Below are 16,896 nucleotides of genomic sequence, written 5' to 3'. Positions count from 1 at the left end.
AAAATTCCCGATTTGGTCGGGAAAATTGGTGCGGATACGGCCCGACCTTTTGTGGCTGGCGCACGCGTTCCTGCCGATTACACTCGTCTCGACCAACCGGCGAAAATCAAAACAGCCGGTGGTCACGGATGGGAAGGCTCGGATGGGCAAGGCTCTTTGGTTCAAAGCTATTTGGTTCAAGCGTCGTTTGTTGATGGCCTCGGTTTCGACCGCGCTGCTCTCCGTCTTCGCGATCCCCGCGGGGGCCGCGCAGGACGAAGAAACTAACGTCCAGAACTTGCCGCCTGTCGAGGTAACGGCGCCGCCGCGGTCAACGGCGCGACGCACCGCGTCATCGCGACCGGTCGCGCACATCGGGGCACCGTCATCCGCCAGCCCCAAGACGCGCCTTTACGTCTACCCGACCGCGCCGGGTGCCGGCAGAGGTCTTGACGTCGACAAGGTTCCGTCGGCGATCAACGCCGTCGACGCCAGCCAGATCAAGCGCACCGGCTCCTTGAACATCACCGACGCGCTTCGCGACAACATCGCCGGCGTTAACATCACCGAGGTCACTGGCAATCCGTTCCAGCCGAATGTCGAATTCCGCGGCTTCGTCGCTTCGCCCGTGACGGGCACGCCGCAAGGCCTCGCGGTGTATCAGAACGGCGTTCGCATCAACGAAGCCTTCTCCGATGCCGTCAACTGGGACCTGATCCCGACCGCGGCGATCCGGTCGGTGACGCTCGTGACCAACAATCCCGCCTTCGGCCTCAACGCGCTAGGCGGCGCGATCAATTTGCAAATGAAGGACGGTTTCACCTATCAGGGCGCGGAGCTTGATCTCATGGGCGGCTCGTTCGGCCGCATCCAGGGCTCGGCGCAATGGGGCAAGACGGTTGACAAGAACTACGGCGTCTATGCCGCGCTCGAAGGCCTGCACGACAACGGCTTCCGCAATTTCTCCCAATCCGACGTGCGGCGCTTCTACGGCGACGTCGGCTACAAGGCCGGCGACAGCGAATTCCACGCCAATATGGGCGTCGCCAAGAACGATTTCGGCGCCAACGCCACCGTTCCCGCCGAGCTGCTCGACAAATATTGGGGCGCGACCTACACGACCCCGCAGACCACTTCCAATCGCGTCGGCTATCTCAACTTGACAGGCAAGGTCGATGCGACGCCGACCTGGACGCTCGAAGGCACCGCGCATGTGCGCAGGTACGAGCAGAAGCTCGTCGACGGCAATCCGACCGACGCGCAGGAATGCACCGATCCGGGGCTCACCGGCCTTCTTTGCTTCGGCGACGGCGCCACACCGGCAAACGGCGTTAACGGCCTGCCGCTTGCCAATCCTTTCGCGTCCGGGACCGTCCTCGGCGAGATCGACCGCAGCTCGATACGTTCGACCACCTTCGGCGTGTCGGGGCAGGCCACCAACACCGACCAGCTGTTCGGCCACGACAACCGCTTCGTGATGGGCGCGACCTATGACGCCAGTGTCACGCGCTACAACGCCACCGCCGAAATCGGTACGATCGGAGAAAACTACGTCGTCAGCGGCGGCGGCCTCTTCCTGGGGCCGACCGGCGTACCTGATACCGTTGCCGGCCCTGTCTCGCTGCGGACCGTCAATCAATATAACGGCCTCTACGCAATGGACACGTTCAATGTCACGGACGCCTTCGCCGTCACCGGCGGCGGCCGCTTCAACGTGGCGCGCATCACGCTGGAGGATCAGCTCGGGACCGATCTCAACGGCGATCACACCTTCACCCGCTTCAATCCGGTGATCGGCGGCACCTACAAGATCACGCCGGAGCTGACGGCCTATGCCGGCTATTCCGAGGCCAATCGCGTTCCGACGCCGCTCGAGCTCGGCTGCTCCGATCCAGCCCGTCCCTGTCTCATTGCCGCGTTTCTCGTCTCCGATCCGCCATTGAAGCAGGTCGTGTCCAAGACCGTGGAAGCGGGCCTGCGCGGCAGCAGGGAGCTGAACATCGGCACGCTTGGTTGGAAAATCGGCGGCTTCCGCGCTACCAATGTCGACGATATCGTCGCCGTTCCCGCAGTCGGCCGGACCGGCTTCGGCTATTTCTCCAACGTCGGCCGGACCAGGCGTCAGGGGCTCGAAGCCGAGGTCAACATCAAGTCGCCCACGCTTCAGTTTCAGGCGAGCTACGCGTTTGTCGACGCACGCTATCTCGACGCTTTCGCACTCGGTTCCGAAAGCCCGTTCAGGGATACTGTCACCGAAACCATTCAGGTGCTGCCCGGCAACCAGCTCCCCGCGATCCCGCGCCATCGCGTCAAGGTCGGCGTCGACTATGCCGTCACCGACGTGTGGAAAGTCGGCGGCAACGCGCTGTTCGTCTCCAGCCAATATCTGGTTGGGGACGAGTCCAACCAATATGCGAAGCTGCCGTCCTATACCGTGTTCAACCTGCACACGTCCTACCAAGTGACCAAGAACGTCCAGCTCTACGGCAAGATCGACAATATCTTCGACAAGCGCTATGCGACCTACGGACAGTTCTTCGACACCAAAGCCGTGCCCAACTTCACCAATGGCGCCGCCGAGTTCAGCGACCCGCGCTCACTCAGCCCGGCAAGGCCGCGCGCATTCTATGCGGGGATGCGGGTGACGTTCTGATCTGGCTCGGTAAGCCCGGGGTGGCGCCGCCCGGAACGGCGTGTCACGCCGGCTCTGTTCTACCTCAAGCCGATTGACTCATTGTTCATGTTTTGTTCTTATGCTGTTCGTCCAGCCAAGGGAGCGAGCCATGGACAACCGCATCAACGAAATCCGCAGGATCATCAGGGCGTTGCGCGTCAGCATGCGTGAGGCCGAGGCCATCATGCATGAGCAGATCAACAGAGACGAGGACTGTAGCTTCGTCGCAGGCGAAGTCATGAAGATGCGCACGGTGATGAGCGGGCTCGTTCAGGAGCGGGCCGCGCTCGGAGACACCGACCCGATCGTCGTCGCCAGCCTCTTCGTTCCCCGCCGTCGGCCGATGCCATCGCGCGTCGGTGTTGAGAAGCGCCGGCTGGTGCCGCCGCGAGAGATGGCACGGGCATGAAGGGGGAGAGGCCGACCTACTTTTCCGACATGCAGGAGCCCCCGGAATTTCTGAAGGCTCTCCATCATGCGCGGCGCCTGTCCTGCCTCGAGGGCTGGTGCCGCATGCACATCGAGGCCATCCAGGTTGCGATCGACCAGTATGCGGAAGCGGCTCTCGGTAACCGGGAGTTCTTCCTCAACAAGCCGCACAGCATCGGCGAGAATCGGAGAAGTGGCGACGTGCCGTAACAGCGGCGCATGTCGGCGTATCGACCTTTCGAAATCTCCGATGATCCCTTGCGCCGGCGAAGCTTGGCGTCGCGTTGCTTTTACCGATCGGAAACCATAGCGAATGATCCTAAAATTGTAACGAAACTGTTCGGCTGTCTCTGCGTCGGTTCGTCGGAGGGCCCGTCCGATGACAGAGCACCAGTTGAGAGAGCAGGAATTCCAGATCGCGCGTTACCGGCATTTGGAGCGCGAAGTGACCGATCCGCTTGCCGCGTGTCTGCTTCACAGCATCATTGAAGACCTCGAAGCCGAGCTGCGCAGGAATAGTCCGGATTGGCACGGGCCGCGCGATTAACGCTTTGTTAGCGCTGATCGTGTCGATGATGCGCGAGGGAATACCGGGAGACTGCTCCCATGTTGAAGGACGGCACCTATGCGGCGTGGTACAAGACGCCGCTCGATCAGGGGACCGGGATCGTCCATGTCGCAGACGGACAGATCTGGGGCTGCGACAGCCTGATGACCTATCACGGCTCTTGCAAGGTCGACGGAGATCGCTTCACCGCCACCGTGTCGACGAAGCGCCATACCGACGGACGCGCAACGGTGTTCGGCGTCGACGATGAGCTCACGCTGGATATCGAGGGAAACTGCCCGGGCAAGGTCGCGACCTACACGGCGACGGCAGCGCAAGTGCCGGGAATGATCCTCCAGGGTACGCTGATCCTGACGGAACAGCAGACGCCCGCGCCAGAACGAACCCGGCAGATACCGCCGTTCAATCCCGACAAGCTGCCAAAGTTGCCGAAGCGCTCGCGCTGAGCGAGGGAGCCGCCGTCATCGAGCAGTTCACTGCGAATACGAAAGCTGATCTTCCGTGACGACTCGCTCGATTTTCTCCGACTTGCACTTGATGCGGTATCGGAGACGTCCATCGGCCTCGATGGGCATATGCTGGACGATGGTATAAATCATCGGTGGCTCGGTTGCGGCACGTCCTTGTGGGCCTTGGGGCTGGTGGCGAACGTCTTCATTCAGCTTGTAGGCATACGACATAGATCTACCTCGAATTCACAGTGACTCTGACGCGGGTCAGTCGTTGTATCCCTGGCAGGACAGGCACTTGGTCCAGCGGAAGAGGTTACCACAGTATGATGCGGTCGAACCTCGTCATAAGTCAGTCGTTCTCTTGGTTGACCGGTGCAGACAGACAATCGCCCAGAGCGGAGCAGCGATGGTTGCACCATATCCCATATTTGCGAACTTTGGTCGTAATTTCCGTGGGGTTTATGGCATTCTGTGAGCCTACGGGCCCCTGTCGAGGGGAACTGATAACTTCCTCGCCGGATTGGGCTGGAATTCGAATGACGGTGGGGCTGATATTTCGACTTTTGGGGTAGCTCGGCCGACGATCGGCGTGGCTCCTTTCGGACAACTTTGTCGCATTCGGCAATTCTGCATCCTCAGCCCTCGGCTCGCCCGCTTCTCAAACGACCCGCGATTCGCCATGGTGCCGCCGCAAGAGCATCGCCCCGGAGCACTATCAATGTCGGACAAGGTCTCGCGTCGCCAGTTCGCCACGCTGGCGGGATTGTCCGCAGCCGGAATCGCCAATCCTCTCGGGGGGGCGGACGCCAAGCCCGCATCCCCGCCACGGAGCGGGGACGGCTTTCCGGCGGGCTTCGTCTGGGGCACCGCGACCTCGTCCTATCAGGTCGAGGGCGCGGTCAACGAGGACGGGCGAGGGGCCTCGATCTGGGACAAGTTCGTCCGCATCCCCGGCAAGATCGAAGACGGCAGCAGCGGCGACCGCGCCAACGAGCACTATCACCGCTACAAGGAGGACATCGCGCTCATCAAGGAGCTCGGCTGCAAGGCTTATCGCTTCTCGGTGGCCTGGCCGCGGCTGTTTCCGGACGGCGACGGCAAGCCCAACCCGAAGGGACTCGACTTCTACAACCGCCTGGTCGACGAACTCCTCAAGAACGGCATCGAGCCGTGGCTGACGCTTTATCATTGGGACCTGCCGCAATCGCTCCAGGACCGGTTTGGCGGCTGGCGCTCGACGGAGACCTGCAAGATATTCGGCGATTACGCGGCCTATGTTGCCGCGCACCTGACCGATCGCGTCAAGAACGTCTTTACACTGAACGAGAGCGGTCGGTTCGTCCATTTCGGCTACGGCATCGGCATCGACGCGCCCGGCGTGACGCTGCCGCAAGCCGAGGTCAACCAGATCAGGCACAACAGCGCGCTCGCACACGGGCTCGCGGTGCAGGCGGTACGCGCCCATGGCCGCCGCGGCATCAGGGTGGGGCCGGCCGAGAACATCGATGCCTGCGCCCCCGCGATCGACACACCGGAGAACGTCCGTGCCGCCGAGATCGCGCTGCGCGAAATGAACGCCGGCTATCTCAACGTCATCATGACGGGCCAGTACACCGACGCCTTCCTGAAGTTCGCCGGGCGCGACGCGCCGAAATACACCGATGCGGAGCTGAAGATCATCTCCTCGCCGGTCGATTTCCTCGGCCTCAACATCTACGCGCCGCAGAACTACGTGGTGGCCTCCGACCAGGGCGCGGGCTTCATGCCGCTGCCGATCCCGAAATCGTTCCCGCACATGAATTCGGACTGGCTGCGCATCGGTCCCGAGACGATCTACTGGGTGCCGAAGCTGGCGGCGAAGATCTGGAAGACGGACGCGATCTATATCAGCGAGAACGGCACCTCCGGCGACGACGTCGTGACGCCTGACGGCAAGATCTACGACACCGACCGCATCATGTATTTGCGCAACTACCTCGCCCAGCTCCAGCGCGCCACCGCCGAAGGCGTGCCGGTGCGCGGCTACTTCCTCTGGAGCTTGATGGACAATTTTGAATGGGTGTTCGGGCTCAACAAGCGCTTTGGGCTCTACCACGTCAATTTCGACACGCAGGTGCGCACGCCGAAACTCAGCGCCAGCTTCTATCGCAACGTGATCGCGAAGAACGCGGCGGGGGTGTGATTGCTCTCCCGCGCCCCGTTCTTGCTGGGGCGCGACAAGCTTGGCTCGCGCTGAGGAGACAGGGTGAGGGGTTCCGCCAGCGTGCATTGACTCCCTTCGCCTCCTGATTCAAAACGCCTCTAACCATTCAAAAAGAGGAAACGCCAATGACCGACGCACTTATCATTGATGCCTGCCGAACTCCGCGGGGCGTCGGCAAGCCTGGCAAGGGGGCGCTCTCGGGCATTCATCCGCAGCAGCTGGGAGCAACCGTGCTGCGCGCGCTCGCGGCGCGCACCGGCATCGACACCGGCGACGTTGACGACATCATCTGGGGCTGCAGCGCACAGGTCGCAACGCAAGGCGGCGATCTCGGCCGCATGTCGGCGCTGGACGCCGGCTACGACGTGCGCGCCAGCGCCGTGACGCTGGATCGCTTTTGTGGAAGCGGCATCACCAGCGTCAACATGGCTGCAAGCTCGATCATGGCGGGCGCGGAAGACCTCGTCGTCGCCGGCGGCTGCGAGATGATGTCGATGGAAGGCCGGCGCGGCGGCGGTCCGATGATGATGGACAACGGCAATCTGCGCCTGCGTGCGCGGCATCCGCAGTCGCATCAGGGCGTTTGCGCCGACGCGATCGCAACGCTGGAAGGCATCACGCGAAGGGACGTCGACGCGCTCGGCCTCGAAAGCCAGAAGCGCGCCGCGCACGCGATCGCGAACGGCCACTTCAAGAACAGCCTCGTGCCGGTGCATCGCGAGGATGGCAGCCTCGCGCTCGACCATGAAGAATATCCGCGGCCGCAGACCACGATGGAAGGGCTGAGCGCGTTGAAGCCGGCATTCCCTGCGGTCGCCGACCATGCGCTCGACGACAAGGGCACGACCTATCGCGGCCTGATCCTGCAGAAGTACCCCGACCTCGAGATCGACTTCATGCACCACGCCGGCAATTCGTCCGGCGTCGTCGACGGCGCGGCCGCGATCCTTCTGGCGTCGCCTGCTTACGCGAAGGCGCATGGGCTCAAGCCGCGCGCCCGCGTGGTTGCGATGGCCAACATGGGGGACTCGCCGACGCTGATGCTGAACGCGCCGGTGCCGGCGACGCGCAAGGTGCTGGCGAAAGCGGGGCTGACCATCGACGACATCGACCTGTTCGAGATCAACGAGGCCTTTGCCGTGGTTGCGGAAAAATACATCCGCGACCTCAAGCTCGATCGCGCCAAGGTCAACGTCAATGGCGGCTCGATCGCACTCGGCCATCCCATCGGCGCCACCGGCTCGATCCTGATCGGCACCGTGCTCGACGAGCTCGAACGGCGCGACTTGAAGCGCGGTCTCGTCACCATGTGCGCGGCCGGTGGCATGGCCCCGGCCGTCATCATCGAACGTATCTAGCGCGAGCGAAGCTCGTCGCGCTCTGTAAAGATAAGGGAAAAAAGTCCCCGCGATCGCCGCATCACGACGATCTAGGCTTATTTTCCAGGGTGAATCGCGACCGGACTCCGACAAAGAGGCCGGTCGTCGCTTGTCGAAAGCATCGAATCAGCTTTAGCAAGGCTGCGTGCGGGCCTTTGAAACAAGGTAAAATCCGCTGCCTGAGGCTTCTCCCGCTCCGGAAGTGGCTAAAAAGCAGGGTTTTTTGCCACAGAGGGCCAAAAAAGCCCGTAAAACCCCGACAAAACTGTGCAGAAGGCTATAGGCCTTCACCGGTTGGTCTAATATGCAGCCGTCAACGAATCAGAGGAGACACGATGGCCACCCAAATGTCGAAATCGCAGCTGATCGAAAAGATCGCGACCACCACCGAGCTTTCCAAGCGTGACGTCAAGAGCGTCATGGAGACGCTGACCGACGTCGGCCACAAGGAGCTCAAGAAGAACGGGCTGTTCCTGGTACCGGGCTTCGCCAAGTTCGTGGTCATCAAGAAGCCCGCGACCAAGGCACGCAAGGGCACCAACCCGTTCACGGGCGAAGAGATGATGTTCAAGGCCAAGCCGGCCCGCAAGATCGTCCGCGCCCGCCCGGTCAAGGCCGCCAAGGACGCCGTGGGCTAGCAACGCAAAGGCCCCCTCCCGTAGGAGGGGGCCTTTTGTTCGGGGCTGTCGCGAGGACTTGAGACGGAGGGCTCAACCCTTGCGGCGCTTCGCGCGGACCGGGACCGGCTGAAGCCGCGGTCCTGATGCCGCCAGCGCATCGCGAACCCCGTCGATGGCGCGATCGAGCAACTGCCGCAGCCGCTGCGCCTGCCGCGATCGCTTCGCTCTTTCCAGCAGTTTCTTCATCACATTCACTCCGCCGCTTCGACCTTGGCATCGGCTTGGGCCTCGGCCGGCTCGAGCGCCGCGGCGATGGCTTCGTCGACGCGCTCCAGCCAGATGAATTCGAGGTTGTCCCGCGCGCTCTTCGGGATGTCGTCGTAGTCCCGCTTGTTGCGCGCCGGCAGCATCACCCGCTTCAGCCCCGCGGCCGCAGCCGCCACCACTTTCTCCTTGATGCCACCGACCGGCAGCACCAGGCCGCGGAGCGAGATCTCGCCGGTCATGGCGGTGTCGCTGCGCACCGTGCGATTGGTGAGCAGAGACGTCAGCGCCGTGAACATCGCAACGCCCGCGCTCGGCCCGTCCTTCGGGGTCGCGCCTGCGGGCACGTGAACGTGGATGTCGCTCTTTTCGAACAGCTGCGGATCGATCCCGAGCTGCGTGGCCTTGCTCTTCACCAGCGTCATCGCAGCCTGCACGCTCTCGCGCATGACCTCGCCGAGCTGGCCGGTCAGGATCATGCCGCCGCGGCCGGATACCCGCGAGGCCTCGATGAACAGGATGTCGCCGCCGACCGGCGTCCAGGCCAGGCCGGTGGCGACGCCCGGAATGCTGGTGCGCTGCGCGATCTCGCCTTCGAAGCGCGGCTGACCGAGCACGGTGCCGATGTCCTTCGGCGTCACGACGACCCTTACGGCGGTGCCCTCGGCGACCTGCACCGCGGCATGCCGGAACAGCTTGCCGATCTCACGCTCGAGGTTACGCACGCCGGCTTCGCGCGTGTAGCCGTTGACCACCAGCTTCAGCGCCTCCGGCTCGATCTCGGCCTGCTCGGCCGTCAAGCCGTTGGCCTCGAGCTGCCGCCGCACCAGATAGCGCTTCGCGATCTCCAGTTTCTCTTCCTGGGTGTAGCCGGTGAGGCTGATCAGCTCCATGCGATCCAGCAGCGGACCCGGGATCTGGTCCAGCATGTTGGCGGTCGCGATGAACACCACGCGTGACAGGTCGAAGGGCACGCCCAAATAATTGTCCCGGAACGTCCCGTTCTGCTCGGGGTCGAGCACCTCCAGCATCGCGGCGGAAGGATCGCCCTGCACGCCGCGACCCATCTTGTCGATCTCGTCCAGCATCATGACGCAGTTCCGGGTGCCCGCCTTCTTGATGCCCTGGATGATGTTGCCGGGCAGCGCGCCGATATAGGTGCGCCGATGGCCGCGGATCTCGGCCTCGTCATGCACGCCGCCGAGGCTGACGCGCACGAAGGGACGGTCCATCGCGCGTGCGATGGATTGACCGAGCGAGGTCTTGCCGACGCCGGGCGGTCCGACGAAGCACAGGATCGGCGCCTTGCCCTGCGGCGCCAGCTTGCGCACCGCCAGATATTCGATGATCCGGCTCTTGATCTTCTCCAGGCCAAAGTGATCGGCATCGAGGATGCGGCGCGCTTCCTTGATGTCGATCGGCTTCTCCGCGGGCAGCGCCCACGGCAGCTCGATCAGCCAGTCCAGGTAAGTGCGGACCATGCCGGCCTCGCCGGCGGCCTCCGGCATGCGCTCGTAGCGGCGCAGCTCCTTCTTCGCATGCGCGTCGGCCTCGGGCGGCATGTTGGCCTTGGCGATGGCAGCGGTCAGCTCGGCGACCTCGGCCGCCTTGCCGTCGCCTTCGCCGAGCTGGCGCTGAATGGTCGCCATCTGCTCGCGCAGGATCGCCTCGCGCTGCCGTTCGTCGAAGCTGGCGCGGGTCTGCTGGCCGATCTCGTTGCTGATGCGCAGCACCTCCAGCCGTTCGGCCAGATGCTTCGACACCTTCTCGACACGCAGAGCGAGGTCGATGGTCTCCAACACCTCCTGCTTGTCCTGCGGCTTGATGTCCATGAACGAGGTCGCCAGGTCCGCCAGCGCGCCGGGCGCGGTGGTGCCCTGGAACATCGCGATCAGCTCGGGCGGCGCCTGCGGCAGCAGCTCGATCGCCTCGATGGCCTGACGCTGCAGGTTGAGCCCGCGGGCCTCGATCTCGGGCGTGCTCGTGGTCGGCTCCGGAATCTGCTGGATCCGCGCGGCCGGGAACGGCGTCCCGGGCAGGAAGTCGAGGATGCGCGCGCGCTGCACGCCCTGGCAGACGATGTGATGGGTGCCGTCGGGTGCGGTGATGTAGCGCACGATGTTGGCGATGGTCGCGACCCGATAGAGGTCGTCCGGTCCGGGCTCCTCGGTCTCGGGGCTGCGTTGCAGGACGATGCCGACCGGCCGCTGCTCGCGCAGCGCCTGCTGCGCGGCAGCGACCGACTTCGGCCGCGCGATCGCGATCGGCGCGATGGCGCCGGGGAACAGCACCATCTCGCGCACCGGGATGATGATCAGCGCGTCTTCGGGAATCTTCACGTCGGAATTGCTCTGGGGATTGGTCGGTGCGGTATTCATTGGTTCGGTGGCCATGATCGACCTCAGGATTTGGCGAGGCGCAGCGCGACGCAGCCGTCCATCACGAAGCGGCTGATGGCGTAGCGGCCAACGGGCAATGCAATGCGGCGCTCAAAACGCCCCTGCGGCAGTTCGAGCCGGTGGATGCGGGCGTTGCGAAGCTCCGGCGGAAGGGTGCGCTGGCCGGAGATGACGAGCACGCCGTCATGGATGACAGTCTCGACATTGTCGGGATTGACACCCGGAAGCGCGACCAAGATCAGAAGCTCATGCTCGGTTTCGAGCACGTCGATCGGTGGCTCCCAGCACGCTTCCTGGCGGCCGAACTGCTGGCGCAGCCGTTCGGCGCGGGTCAGCGAGTCCAGGGCTTCGGACAGCATCCAGTCGAGGGGATTTTTGGGTTGCATGATGCGGGCTCGGCGGTGGGGAACGCTGAATATGGGGCCAGTTCCCGAGAATTCCAGCCCGGCGGCGCGCAGGTGCCATGCGGATCGTGCGATCCGAAAACACAAGCGCCGCGGCCTTCCGGCCGCGGCGTTTCGTCGTCACGCCACGTGGGGCTCAGGCCGCCTGGCGGTATTCCTCTTCCGCCTCGAGGTTGATCACGGAGGTGGCGAGCTCGGTCAGGGTGTGATCGGTCGCCTCTTCCTCGTCCAGCGTCGCCTGCAGCAGCTTTGCCGCGTCCTGCATGCCGAGCTCCTCGGCCCAGGTGCGCAGCGTGCCGTAGCGGGAGATTTCGTAATGCTCGACCGCCTGCGCGGCTGCGAGCAGGCCGGCGTCGAGCGCAGGAGCGTTCTTGAACTCCTTCATGATCTCGGCGCCTTCGTCGGTGATGCCGTTGATCGCTTCGCAAGGCTTGCCGCGGGCCGGCTTGCCCAGCATCTTGAAGATCTGGTCGAGACGTTTGACCTGGCCCTGGGTCTCGCGCAGATGCTTGTTGAAAGCCGCCGCGAGCTCCTTCGAGTTGGCGGCCTTGGCCATCTTGGGCAAGGTCTTGATGATCTTGTTCTCGGCGAAATAGATGTCCTTGAGCGTCTCGAGAAACAGGTCGCTCAACATCTTCGGCGCCTGACGGGCGCGGCCCGTCGACGATTTCTTGGTCGTGCGCTTCTTTGCTTTCTTGGCCATACATCCTCCTCTTGAGGTGACACGCGAAGGCATCGCCTTCCGCAATCCTCAGGCGATCAAAAGCTTTCGGAGAACGAAAGTTCCAAACGGCAACCTGCGCTCAGGTCGGACGCTTGTAGGGATCTTCCTGCCGCTGCCGCGCCTCGGTGTTGCGGTCGAGCTGTGCGCGCTCGCGGCGCCGCAGGCGCCCCGCCTTCGCCACGCCGTAGACCAGGACCGCACCGAGCACGAAGGCTCCGATGAACCAGAGCCAGAGCAGGTTGCCCGAAAGGTGACCCAGCAACATTCCAATTCCACTGTCGCTCATTGTGCATCTCCGGTGATTTTCAAAGCGGTTCTGCCGGGCTAAGTCAGTCCGCCAGCCATCGTTCCTGCGTCCAGGGAGCCCACCGAGACATGATCGACTTCACCTTGTCTGCGTTCGTGACGCTGCTGCTCGTGGTCGATCCCGTGGGCCTTGCGCCGGCCTTCCTCGCCGCGACCGGAGGCATGCCCGACAAAACCAAACGCACCATCGCGCTGCGCGCGCCACTGATTGCGGCGTCGATCCTGGTGGTGATCGCCCTGATTGGAAACTGGCTGCTGCGCCAGCTCGGGATCGGCATCCCCGCCTTCCAGATCGCCGGCGGACTGCTGCTGTTCGGCGTGTCCTACCAGATGATCTTCGGCGACCGTCCGCATCGCGAGGCCCGCGAGGCCGACAAGGCAAGCTCCGAGCATGCCTCCGACGTCGCGGTATTCCCGCTGGCGATCCCGATGATGGCCGGTCCTGGCGCGATCGCGACCACGCTGCTCCTGACGGGCGATGCCGGCTACGGGCCGAGGCTCGCGATCATCATCGCGGTCGTGCTCTCCGTGTGCCTGCTTTGCATGCTCTGCTTTGTCTCCGCGAATATGATCGCGCGGAGCCTTGGGCGCACCGGCAACGCCGTCCTCTAGCGCGTGCTCGGCATGCTGCTCGCGGCCTATTCGGTGCAGTTCGTGATCAACGGCATCGCGGCCGTCCGGGCGAGCTTGCCGTAGAGCTGCGACAATCTGTTAATGCGTTGATTTTCATGTTTATTTCATGATGCCATGAGGCGGCTGGCGCGATCGCGCGCGATCCGGTCCGCTTTCTCTTGCGCTGCCATAATGCTTGACGTACTCCCCGTCTGACAGGCGCCCATCGTCAGGAAATCGAGATGTCGATGACAGCGGACGAGCTCGACAAGAGACAGGCCATCATCGGCGCCTGCCGCCGCATGAACGCGCTCGGCATCAACCAGGGCACCTCGGGCAATATCAGCGTCCGGCATGTGGACGGGCTTCTGGTCACCCCGACCAGCGTGCCCTACGACGCCATGACGCCGGACCAGATCGTGTTCATGGCGATGGACGGCTCGCACGCGCCCGATCAGAAGCCGTCAAGCGAGTGGCGCTTCCACCTCGACATCCTGAAGGCCCGGCCAGACGTCAACGCCGTCGTCCACGCCCATCCGACCTATTGCACCATCCTGGCGATCATGGGCCTGGAGATCCCGCCCGTGCACTACATGATCGCAGCCGCCGGCGGCGACAGCATCCGCTGCGCGCCCTATGCCACCTTCGGAACGGCGGAGCTGTCCGAACATGCAGTGCGGGCGCTGGAGGGCCGGCTTGCCTGCCTGCTCGACCATCACGGCATGATCGCGATCGGCAAGTCGTTGGACAAGGCGATGTGGCTCGCCGTCGAGGTCGAGACGCTGGCGCGGCAATATCACGGCTGTCTCCAGATCGGAGAGCCGCCGCTGCTGTCGAGTGCCGAGATCGAGCGGGTCCGCCAGCGCATGTCCGGTTACGGCATGTCGGAAGGGTAGGGCGGGCCAAAAGTGTTCCTGCGGATCAGACATCTCGCCGACCGCAAGGGGACGAACCGCGTCATGGTTCGGCTGCGGGCGCTGCTGCGCAGCAACGAATTCTATCTGATCCCGCTGGCGCTGGTGATCGGCACGCTCGCCGGCGCCATCGTGACGCTGATGGCCGAGATTGCGCAGATTGCCCATATGGTGATCTACGGCATTCCCATCGACGTTCGCCTGTCCGCCAATACCAGCGTCAGTCCCTGGGCCGCGTTGATCGCGCCCGCGCTGGGCGGATTGGCGCTCGGGATCATGGAGTGGTGGCGGCGAAGGCTCAAGCTCTCCAGCGCGGTCGATCCGATCGAGGCGAACGCGCTGCGTGGCGGCAATCTGTCGATGCGCGACAGCGTGGTGGTGTCGAGCCAGACCTTGATCTCGAACGGCTGCGGCGCCTCCGTCGGCCTCGAAGCCGGCTATACCCAGATCGGCTCGGGCATCGCCTCGCTGCTCGGCAAGTTCTTCAATCTGCGCCGCAACGATCTGCGCCTGATCGTCGGCTGCGGTGCCGCTGCGGCGATCGCGGCCGCCTTCGGTGCGCCGATCACCGGCGCCTTCTACGCCTGCGAGCTGATCGTCGGCGTCTATTCGGTCGGCAGCGCTGCGCCAATCCTCGCCGCCTCGCTCGCGGGTGCACTGACCGCGCAATGGCTCGGCGGCGCGCCATACTCGCTCGAAATACCCAAGGTCAGCGCCGTCGGCGTCGAGCAATATCTGGCGCTGATCGGGCTCGCGCTCGTCACCAGCGGCGTCGGCATCGCCGTGATGCGCTCGTCCTCGGTGTTCGAGCGCCTGTTCAAATGGCTGCCGGTCTGGCTGCGCCCGGTGATCGGCGGCCTCATCGTCGGAGGCTTTGCGATTGTCACGCCGCAGGTGCTGGCGGCCGGCCACGGCGCGATGGTGCTTGATCTCTTTCACGACATGACGATCGGCCTGATCGCGCTGATCATCGCCTTGAAGGTGACGGCCTGCCTGATCTCGCTCGCCTCCGGCTTCCGCGGCGGGCTGTTCTTTGCCTCGCTGTTCGTCGGCAGCCTGATCGGAAAGTTCTTTTCGGCGGTGCTGCTCTTGATCAGCCCGAACTTCGTGATCGATCCGCTGGTCGCGATGCTCACGGGCATGGCGACGCTCGGCGTCGCCATCGTCGGCGGTCCCTTGACCATGTCGTTCCTCGTGCTCGAGATGACCCGCAACGTCGACGTCACCGCCGTGGTGCTCGCCGGCTGCATCGTCACCTCGATCTGCGTCCGCTTCATGTTCGGACACTCCTTCTCGACCTGGCGCCTGCATCTGCGCGGCGAGACCATTCGTAGCGCCAACGACGTCGGCTGGCTGCGCAACCTCACCGTCGAGCGGCTGATGCGCTCCGATGTCGGCAAGGTGCCGTCGACCACGACGATCGCCGCGGTCCGCCGCGAATTCGCGCTGGGCTCGCGGCCCGGGATCGTCATCGTCAACAATGCGGACGAATATGTCGGTCTCGTCCTGCTGCCCGACCTGTTCTCCGGCGATCTCGACACCATCGCCGACGAAATCCAGGTGATCGAGCTCGCGCGCCTGACCGAGATCGTGCTGATCCCCGAAATGAACGTGAAGTCGGCCATGGCGGTGTTCGACGAGGCGGAAGCCGAGATGCTGGCAGTCGTCGATTCCACCGACAGCCGCAAAGTGGTCGGCTTCCTCACCGAGACCTTCGCCCGCCGCCGCTATGTCGAGGAGATCGACAAGGCAACGCGCGGCGTGCTGGGGGCGCTGTCGTAAAGTCACGCGGAAGCGGGACGGCGTGCGTCACGCGCCGCCGTCCGCGCCTGCTATCGGCTCGGTTGGGCGGGAGCCGCAACGACGCCCGCCACGATCCGGCGGACCAGCGGCAGCACCATCAGCAGCGTCGGAAAGGCGACGAGCCATGACAGCGCCCAGGCGCCCGGCCAGGTCGCGAGGAACGCCGGCGTTGCGCCGAGGCTTCGAAGGGTGGAAATGATCGACACCACGGCCGTCATGAGGACGGACAGCACAAATGGCATCACGATCGGCGCATAGCGCGCCGGCAGTTTGCGAACCGCAATCATCTGGTTTCTCTTTGGAATAGGACGCGTCAGTCACGGTGAACCCAAGAATGGCATCGATCCCGACGGCGTCGGTTGATGCGTTGGTTCACGTAAAACGCTTACGGCGACCGAAAAACGGTGCGGCTGTTCATTATCCGCTCATGTTGGATGGTTCAAGCTGGATCTGGTCGTTCGGTTTACAATCGTTCAAAGCGTGGCAGATTGCCGCGATCACGAAACCATTTCAGTAGCTTGCGCATTAAATCTTGTTTGATGATGTCGCTTTGAGCGAGAACAGGGAAGGTCAAGATGAATAAGGGACCGATGATTTCTGCAGCCGGCCGCAACGTTGCGTTGGCAGCTTTCGCAAGTCTTGTTCTGATTGCGGCCTCTGTCACGCCTTCGGCTGCCAACTCGCCCGCACCCAGCAAGGCCGCTGCCGCGGGCCCGGCCGCTCCGGCTGCCACCGATTTCAGCGCCGCTCGCCGCCACCGCTACTATCGACGAGGTCCGAACGCTGCAGGCCTCGCCTTCATGGGCGTGGCGGCAGGTCTGATCGGCGGCGCGATCGCAGAGAGCAGGCGCCAAGAGTACTACGAGGACCGCTATAATTACGGCCCCGGTCCTTACTACGGCGGCCAGGGATATTACGGCGGCGGTCCCTACTATGGTCCGCGTGGCTATTATCAGCCGTATTAGGCGCCTGTCCTCGCCGCAGTCTCGTTTCGCGCCAAGGGGCGGTGTTTTGCACTGCCCCTTGTTGCTTCTGCGCGAGGCGTCTCATTGCGCGACCTGTGTCGCGGGTGCGTCAATCCTCTCTTGAAAAAATATTCCACTTTACCGAAATTCGGTTTTGGCGTATGTGTCGCTCATCCCGGCTCATCCTTGAGGGGCGATCTT

18 protein-coding genes and 1 pseudogene are annotated in these 16,896 nt (G+C 63.8%); 12 read left to right on the top strand and 7 right to left on the bottom strand.

From position 1 onward, the window contains the following. Window positions 1-142 precede the first annotated feature (142 nt). The 5 genes from AC0L3A_RS15540 (at window position 143) to AC0L3A_RS15520 (ending at window position 4,096) form a co-directional block, all read left to right on the top strand. Window positions 143-2,632: a TonB-dependent receptor gene (locus AC0L3A_RS15540; RefSeq protein ID WP_473254702.1), complete on the top strand. Its 2,490-nt coding sequence runs from the start codon at window positions 143-145 to the stop codon at window positions 2,630-2,632. Between the two features lie 130 nt (window positions 2,633-2,762). Beyond that, the gene (locus AC0L3A_RS15535; RefSeq protein ID WP_007601417.1) at window positions 2,763-3,062 is read left to right on the top strand and encodes a hypothetical protein; all 300 of its coding nucleotides are present in this window, start codon (window positions 2,763-2,765) and stop codon (window positions 3,060-3,062) included. Next, the gene (locus tag AC0L3A_RS15530) at window positions 3,059-3,292 is read left to right on the top strand and encodes a hypothetical protein (protein ID WP_007601418.1); all 234 of its coding nucleotides are present in this window, start codon (window positions 3,059-3,061) and stop codon (window positions 3,290-3,292) included. The genes AC0L3A_RS15535 and AC0L3A_RS15530 overlap by 4 nt, the downstream gene beginning before the upstream one ends. Before the next feature lie 169 nt (window positions 3,293-3,461). Beyond that, window positions 3,462-3,629 carry a hypothetical protein gene (locus AC0L3A_RS15525; protein ID WP_007601419.1) on the top strand — a complete coding sequence of 56 codons (168 nt, stop codon included), beginning with the start codon at window positions 3,462-3,464 and terminating at the stop codon, window positions 3,627-3,629. 59 nt (window positions 3,630-3,688) lie between these two features. Next, the gene (locus AC0L3A_RS15520) at window positions 3,689-4,096 is read left to right on the top strand and encodes a hypothetical protein (protein ID WP_219678769.1); all 408 of its coding nucleotides are present in this window, start codon (window positions 3,689-3,691) and stop codon (window positions 4,094-4,096) included. A 27-nt stretch (window positions 4,097-4,123) separates the two neighbouring features. Here the strand turns inward: AC0L3A_RS15520 and AC0L3A_RS15515 are convergent, their stop codons facing one another. Next, on the bottom strand, window positions 4,124-4,330 hold the full coding sequence (locus AC0L3A_RS15515; RefSeq protein WP_007601421.1) for a hypothetical protein: 207 nt from the start codon (window positions 4,328-4,330) through the stop codon (window positions 4,124-4,126). A 490-nt stretch (window positions 4,331-4,820) separates the two neighbouring features. Between AC0L3A_RS15515 and AC0L3A_RS15510 the strand changes: the two genes are divergently transcribed. The 3 genes from AC0L3A_RS15510 to AC0L3A_RS15500 all read left to right on the top strand — a co-directional run bounded on the left by AC0L3A_RS15510 (window position 4,821) and on the right by AC0L3A_RS15500 (window position 8,322). Then, window positions 4,821-6,284 (top strand): GH1 family beta-glucosidase, encoded by a 1,464-nt coding sequence (locus AC0L3A_RS15510; protein WP_473254699.1) that lies wholly within the window; start codon window positions 4,821-4,823, stop codon window positions 6,282-6,284. Window positions 6,285-6,430: 146 nt separating this feature from the next. Then, window positions 6,431-7,663 (top strand): acetyl-CoA C-acetyltransferase, encoded by a 1,233-nt coding sequence (locus AC0L3A_RS15505; protein WP_473254697.1) that lies wholly within the window; start codon window positions 6,431-6,433, stop codon window positions 7,661-7,663. A 356-nt stretch (window positions 7,664-8,019) separates the two neighbouring features. Continuing rightward, window positions 8,020-8,322 (top strand): HU family DNA-binding protein, encoded by a 303-nt coding sequence (locus AC0L3A_RS15500; protein ID WP_007601427.1) that lies wholly within the window; start codon window positions 8,020-8,022, stop codon window positions 8,320-8,322. 72 nt (window positions 8,323-8,394) lie between these two features. On the opposite strand, the gene AC0L3A_RS15495 is transcribed toward AC0L3A_RS15500, so the two are convergent. The 5 genes from AC0L3A_RS15495 to AC0L3A_RS15475 all read right to left on the bottom strand — a co-directional run bounded on the left by AC0L3A_RS15495 (window position 8,395) and on the right by AC0L3A_RS15475 (window position 12,381). Continuing rightward, window positions 8,395-8,550, bottom strand: a complete 156-nt coding sequence (locus tag AC0L3A_RS15495; RefSeq protein WP_007601430.1) for a hypothetical protein — start codon at window positions 8,548-8,550, stop codon at window positions 8,395-8,397. Between the two features lie 5 nt (window positions 8,551-8,555). After that, window positions 8,556-10,961 carry an endopeptidase La gene (gene lon, locus AC0L3A_RS15490; protein WP_473254696.1) on the bottom strand — a complete coding sequence of 802 codons (2,406 nt, stop codon included), beginning with the start codon at window positions 10,959-10,961 and terminating at the stop codon, window positions 8,556-8,558. A gap of 8 nt (window positions 10,962-10,969) precedes the next feature. After that, window positions 10,970-11,353 carry an Hsp20/alpha crystallin family protein gene (locus tag AC0L3A_RS15485; RefSeq protein ID WP_007601432.1) on the bottom strand — a complete coding sequence of 128 codons (384 nt, stop codon included), beginning with the start codon at window positions 11,351-11,353 and terminating at the stop codon, window positions 10,970-10,972. 154 nt (window positions 11,354-11,507) lie between these two features. Then, on the bottom strand, window positions 11,508-12,074 hold the full coding sequence (locus AC0L3A_RS15480) for a YciE/YciF ferroxidase family protein (RefSeq protein ID WP_007601433.1): 567 nt from the start codon (window positions 12,072-12,074) through the stop codon (window positions 11,508-11,510). 100 nt (window positions 12,075-12,174) lie between these two features. Next, window positions 12,175-12,381 carry a hypothetical protein gene (locus tag AC0L3A_RS15475; protein WP_007601434.1) on the bottom strand — a complete coding sequence of 69 codons (207 nt, stop codon included), beginning with the start codon at window positions 12,379-12,381 and terminating at the stop codon, window positions 12,175-12,177. Window positions 12,382-12,470: 89 nt separating this feature from the next. Between AC0L3A_RS15475 and AC0L3A_RS15470 the strand changes: the two are divergent. From AC0L3A_RS15470 to AC0L3A_RS15460, 3 genes and pseudogenes are all read left to right on the top strand, one after another. Then, window positions 12,471-13,097, top strand: a pseudogene (locus AC0L3A_RS15470) (MarC family protein). 158 nt (window positions 13,098-13,255) lie between these two features. After that, window positions 13,256-13,909, top strand: a complete 654-nt coding sequence (locus tag AC0L3A_RS15465; protein WP_007601436.1) for an L-fuculose-phosphate aldolase — start codon at window positions 13,256-13,258, stop codon at window positions 13,907-13,909. Window positions 13,910-13,921: 12 nt separating this feature from the next. Beyond that, window positions 13,922-15,709 (top strand): chloride channel protein, encoded by a 1,788-nt coding sequence (locus AC0L3A_RS15460; protein WP_473254695.1) that lies wholly within the window; start codon window positions 13,922-13,924, stop codon window positions 15,707-15,709. 50 nt (window positions 15,710-15,759) lie between these two features. On the opposite strand, the gene AC0L3A_RS15455 is transcribed toward AC0L3A_RS15460, so the two are convergent. Further along, window positions 15,760-16,017 carry a DUF2798 domain-containing protein gene (locus AC0L3A_RS15455; protein ID WP_007601439.1) on the bottom strand — a complete coding sequence of 86 codons (258 nt, stop codon included), beginning with the start codon at window positions 16,015-16,017 and terminating at the stop codon, window positions 15,760-15,762. 288 nt (window positions 16,018-16,305) lie between these two features. Between AC0L3A_RS15455 and AC0L3A_RS15450 the strand changes: the two genes are divergently transcribed. Then, window positions 16,306-16,695, top strand: a complete 390-nt coding sequence (locus tag AC0L3A_RS15450; RefSeq protein ID WP_007601441.1) for a hypothetical protein — start codon at window positions 16,306-16,308, stop codon at window positions 16,693-16,695. The last annotated feature ends 201 nt before the right edge of the window (window positions 16,696-16,896 follow it).

It is taken from the genome of Bradyrhizobium sp. MI1.3, from assembly GCF_055811695.1.
This window is presented reverse-complemented; position numbering and strand designations above follow the sequence as displayed.

Coding starts and splice junctions, on each gene's coding strand:
- AC0L3A_RS15540 (WP_473254702.1), top strand. CDS start 143: ATGGGCAAGGCTCTTTGGTTCAAAGCTATTTGGTTCAAGCGTCGTTTG.
- AC0L3A_RS15535 (WP_007601417.1), top strand. CDS start 2,763: ATGGACAACCGCATCAACGAAATCCGCAGGATCATCAGGGCGTTGCGC.
- AC0L3A_RS15530 (WP_007601418.1), top strand. CDS start 3,059: ATGAAGGGGGAGAGGCCGACCTACTTTTCCGACATGCAGGAGCCCCCG.
- AC0L3A_RS15525 (WP_007601419.1), top strand. CDS start 3,462: ATGACAGAGCACCAGTTGAGAGAGCAGGAATTCCAGATCGCGCGTTAC.
- AC0L3A_RS15520 (WP_219678769.1), top strand. CDS start 3,689: ATGTTGAAGGACGGCACCTATGCGGCGTGGTACAAGACGCCGCTCGAT.
- AC0L3A_RS15515 (WP_007601421.1), bottom strand. CDS start 4,330: ATGTCGTATGCCTACAAGCTGAATGAAGACGTTCGCCACCAGCCCCAA.
- AC0L3A_RS15510 (WP_473254699.1), top strand. CDS start 4,821: ATGTCGGACAAGGTCTCGCGTCGCCAGTTCGCCACGCTGGCGGGATTG.
- AC0L3A_RS15505 (WP_473254697.1), top strand. CDS start 6,431: ATGACCGACGCACTTATCATTGATGCCTGCCGAACTCCGCGGGGCGTC.
- AC0L3A_RS15500 (WP_007601427.1), top strand. CDS start 8,020: ATGGCCACCCAAATGTCGAAATCGCAGCTGATCGAAAAGATCGCGACC.
- AC0L3A_RS15495 (WP_007601430.1), bottom strand. CDS start 8,550: ATGAAGAAACTGCTGGAAAGAGCGAAGCGATCGCGGCAGGCGCAGCGG.
- lon (WP_473254696.1), bottom strand. CDS start 10,961: ATGGCCACCGAACCAATGAATACCGCACCGACCAATCCCCAGAGCAAT.
- AC0L3A_RS15485 (WP_007601432.1), bottom strand. CDS start 11,353: ATGCAACCCAAAAATCCCCTCGACTGGATGCTGTCCGAAGCCCTGGAC.
- AC0L3A_RS15480 (WP_007601433.1), bottom strand. CDS start 12,074: ATGGCCAAGAAAGCAAAGAAGCGCACGACCAAGAAATCGTCGACGGGC.
- AC0L3A_RS15475 (WP_007601434.1), bottom strand. CDS start 12,381: ATGAGCGACAGTGGAATTGGAATGTTGCTGGGTCACCTTTCGGGCAAC.
- AC0L3A_RS15465 (WP_007601436.1), top strand. CDS start 13,256: ATGTCGATGACAGCGGACGAGCTCGACAAGAGACAGGCCATCATCGGC.
- AC0L3A_RS15455 (WP_007601439.1), bottom strand. CDS start 16,017: ATGATTGCGGTTCGCAAACTGCCGGCGCGCTATGCGCCGATCGTGATG.
- AC0L3A_RS15450 (WP_007601441.1), top strand. CDS start 16,306: ATGAATAAGGGACCGATGATTTCTGCAGCCGGCCGCAACGTTGCGTTG.